Origin of the sequence: Mesorhizobium sp. M7A.F.Ca.CA.002.05.1.1 (genome assembly GCF_003998335.1) — a bacterium.
Lineage (GTDB): Bacteria > Pseudomonadota > Alphaproteobacteria > Rhizobiales > Rhizobiaceae > Mesorhizobium.
Window position 1 is genome coordinate 1 of sequence record NZ_RZQI01000631.1, and the last position, 3,552, is coordinate 3,552.

5 protein-coding genes are annotated in these 3,552 nt (G+C 62.0%); 1 reads left to right on the plus strand and 4 read right to left on the minus strand.

From position 1 onward, the window contains the following. On the plus strand, positions 1 to 363 hold a 363-nt coding region (locus EN939_RS25465), incomplete at its 5' end, for a GreA/GreB family elongation factor (protein ID WP_127270561.1). Here EN939_RS25465 and EN939_RS25470 read toward each other — a convergent pair. From EN939_RS25470 to EN939_RS25485, 4 genes are all read right to left on the minus strand, one after another. After that, positions 360 to 749 carry a type II toxin-antitoxin system death-on-curing family toxin gene (locus EN939_RS25470; protein WP_127269972.1) on the minus strand — a complete coding sequence of 130 codons (390 nt, stop codon included), beginning with the start codon at positions 747 to 749 and terminating at the stop codon, positions 360 to 362. The genes EN939_RS25465 and EN939_RS25470 overlap by 4 nt on opposite strands. After that, positions 746 to 967 (minus strand): AbrB/MazE/SpoVT family DNA-binding domain-containing protein, encoded by a 222-nt coding sequence (locus EN939_RS25475; RefSeq protein WP_127269970.1) that lies wholly within the window; start codon positions 965 to 967, stop codon positions 746 to 748. Before EN939_RS25475 ends, EN939_RS25470 begins: the two co-directional genes overlap by 4 nt. Positions 968 to 1,037: 70 nt before the next feature. Beyond that, on the minus strand, positions 1,038 to 3,161 hold the full coding sequence (gene scpA, locus EN939_RS25480) for a methylmalonyl-CoA mutase (RefSeq protein WP_127269968.1): 2,124 nt from the start codon (positions 3,159 to 3,161) through the stop codon (positions 1,038 to 1,040). After that, positions 3,158 to 3,552: methylmalonyl-CoA mutase family protein (locus EN939_RS25485; protein ID WP_164751212.1), on the minus strand; the 395-nt coding region annotated here is incomplete at its 5' end. The genes scpA and EN939_RS25485, both read right to left, overlap by 4 nt.

Sequence of the window (3,552 nt, forward strand, 5' to 3'; positions counted from 1 at the left end):
ATCGAGGAGAATCTGGCCGATCTGCGCGACATATTGGCAAAAGCCGAACGCAAAGCCGACCGCGAGCGCATCGCGGTCGTGTCGCGCGACCTGCGCTATTGGACCGCCCGGCGTGAAAGCGCCGAACTCTCCGTACCGGAGCCGGGCAGCGACGTGGTGCGCTTCGGCATGGGCGTCACGATCGAGGGCGACGACGGCAGGAAGGTCCACTGGAAAATTGTCGGCGAAGACGAGGCTGATCCCACCAAGGGTAGCATTTCGCATGTTTCGCCGATGGCGGTCGCCCTATTCGGCAAGAAGATCGGCGACTTGGCCAGCGTCAACGGCAAGGAATGGGAAATCGTCAAGCTTTCCGAGAGCTAATCCTCGATCTTGACGACATGGTCGCGGAAGAACGCCGCGGCTCCGGCTTCATCGATCTCGCCTGAAGCAACGGCCATGACGAATTCGTAGAGCGTGCCGTTGTCGGCTGTCAGGACATGGCCGTTCACGATCAAAAATGCACCGGCTGCAACTATGGCCGTGCGCTTGTTGCCGTCGACAAAGGCGTGATTTCTTGCGATGCCGAAGACATAGGCGGCTGCTAGGTCTTCAACCGAAGGGTTTTCGTAGTTGGCCTTGTTCTCGGCACGCGCGAGCGCAGATTCGAGAGCATTTTCATCTCTCAAACCTTGAGCACCGCCATGCCTGCGCAACTGCTCGGCGTGCATCGCTTCAACCGCACGCCGGGTAAGGAACTCCCAGCTCATTCGGCGAGCTTCTGAAGCGCGACCTTGTATTTGTCCATGACCTTGCGAGCAGCTTCCATCTGCCGCTCGAAACTGTCGTCCATCGGCTCAAGGGCAATGCCCTTGTCCGTTTCGACGATCTGGAGCTGATCACCTGTCTTCATGTTCAGACGATCGAGCAGATCCTTGGGCAGGATCACACCTTCCGAATTACCGATCTTGCGAATGGTCGTGTTCATGACAGATATCCTGTTGCAACGCCGATTATAACTCGACCGGCGAGAAGTTGCAACAGATATTATAACAAGCCTAGCGGACCGCCAGCAGCCGGTCCAGCAAACGATCCGCCGCCTCCGGAATGACCGTGCCCGGTGGGAAGATTTCCGCAGCGCCGGCTTGCAGCACCGCGTCATAGTCCTGCGGTGGAATGACGCCGCCGGCGACGATCAGCATGTCGCCGCGGCCGAGCTTTTTCAGCGCGTCGCGCAGTTCGGGGATCAGCGTCAGATGTCCCGCCGCCAGCGACGAGGCGCCGACGATGTGGGCGTCCTGTTGAACCGCTAGTCTCGCGATCTCCTCCGGTGTCTGGAACATCGCGCCGACGGTGACGTCGAAGCCGAGATCGGCGAAGGCCGTGGCGATGACCTTCTGGCCGCGGTCGTGGCCGTCCTGTCCCATCTTGGCGACCAGGATGCGCGGCTTGCCGCCGGTCTTCTTCTCGAAGGCGTCAAGCTTGTCCTGCAGACCGTCGACCACGGGATGATCGCCAAGCGCCTTCCGATAGACCCCGGAAATGGTCTGTACCGTGGCGACGTGGCGCCCAAACGCCCTTTCCAACGCGAATGAAATCTCGCCGACCGTGGCATTGGCGCGCGCCGCTCGGATGGCGAATTCCAGCAGGTTTTCATTGCCTTGCGCGGCACGGGTCAGCTCATCGAGCGCGCTTTCGACGGCGGCGACGTCGCGCGTGCCCTTCAGCCGTTGCAGCTTCGACAATTGCCGGGCCCTGACCTCGGCATTGTCGATCTTCAGCACGTCGACCTCGATGTCGGTCTCGGGCCGATGGGCGTTGACGCCGACCAGCATCTGCTCGCCGGAATCGATCCGCGCCTGCGTGCGCGCGGCGGCTTCCTCGATGCGCAGCTTGGGAATGCCCTGTTCGGTCGCCGCCGCCATGCCGCCGAGCGCCTCGACCTCCTCGATATGGGCAAGAGCGCGCGCCGCCAGATCATGCGTCAGCCGTTCGAGATAGGCCGAACCGCCCCACGGGTCGATGATGCGCGTGGTGCCGGATTCCTTTTGGAGGATGAGCTGGGTGTTGCGGGCGATCCGCGCCGAGTGGTCGGTCGGCAGCGCCATCGCCTCGTCGAAGGAATTGGTGTGCAGCGACTGGGTGTGGCCCTGCGTTGCCGCCATCGCCTCGATCATGGTGCGGACAATGTTGTTGTAGGGATCCTGCGCTGTCAGCGACCAGCCAGAAGTCTGGCAATGGGTGCGCAGCGACAGCGAGCGCTCGTCCTTGGGCGAAAAATTCTTCTGCATCAGGGTCGCCCACAACAGGCGCGCGGCCCGCAGCTTGGCGACTTCCATGAAGAAATTCATGCCGATGGCCCAGAAGAAGGACAGGCGAGGCGCAAAGCGGTCGATGTCGAGGCCCGCCGCGACGCCGGCGCGGGCATATTCGATGCCATCGGCGATCGTGTAGGCGAGCTCAAGGTCGGCCGTCGCGCCGGCCTCCTGCATGTGATAGCCGGAGATCGATATCGAATTGAACTTCGGCATGTTCTTCGATGTGTATGAGAAGATGTCCGACACGATCCGCATCGAAGGCTTTGGCGGATAGATGTAGGTGTTGCGGACCATGAACTCCTTCAAAATGTCGTTCTGAATGGTCCCGGCGAGATCCCTCTGTGCAACGCCCTGTTCTTCCGCGGCGACGATGTAAAGCGCCATGATCGGCAGCACCGCGCCGTTCATCGTCATCGATACCGTCATCTCGTCGAGCGGAATGCCGTCGAAGAGCTGCCGCATGTCGAGGATGGAATCGATGGCGACGCCCGCCATGCCGACATCGCCGGCAACACGCGGATGGTCGCTGTCATAGCCGCGATGCGTGGCGAGATCGAAGGCGACCGACAGCCCCTTCTGGCCGGCGGCAAGGTTGCGCCGGTAAAAGGCGTTGGAATCTTCGGCCGTCGAGAAACCGGCATATTGCCGGATCGTCCAGGGCTGCTGGACATACATGGTCGGGTAGGGGCCGCGCACGAAGGGTGGCAGGCCGGGATAGGTGTCGAGATGCGGCAACCCCTTGAGGTCGCTTTGATTGTACAGATGCTTGGCAATGAGCCCTTCCGGCGTGGTCCGCTGGCCTTTGACCTCGACAGGCGTGCGGCGTGGCGGGACCCAGCCGATCTGGCCGAAGTCCGGGATCAAGAGCCGGCTCCGATCGATTGGTCGACGCGGACTGGAAACAGCGGCTCGCAAACGGCAACGCCTTCGGTGAAGGCCGGTCGCCGTTCCGCCGCCAGCGTCTCGACGGGGCGTTCGTTCTTCGATGGATAGAGCGTGGTGCCGATGATGGCCCGTTCACCTGTGCGGTAGGCTGCATTGCGCTGCTCCGCCGCTGCGTGAACGCGCTTCTGGATGTGTCCGTCCTGAAGGCTGGACAGGACACCGCCCTCGGCTTCGATCGTCTGCAACTCCGCCCAGGCCAGTTCGCACAATTCCGCGGTCAGCGCTTCCACAGCGCCGGAACCATAGGCGGGATCGGTGACATGATCGATATGGCTTTCATTGGCCATGATCAGCTGCGTGTTGCGGGCAA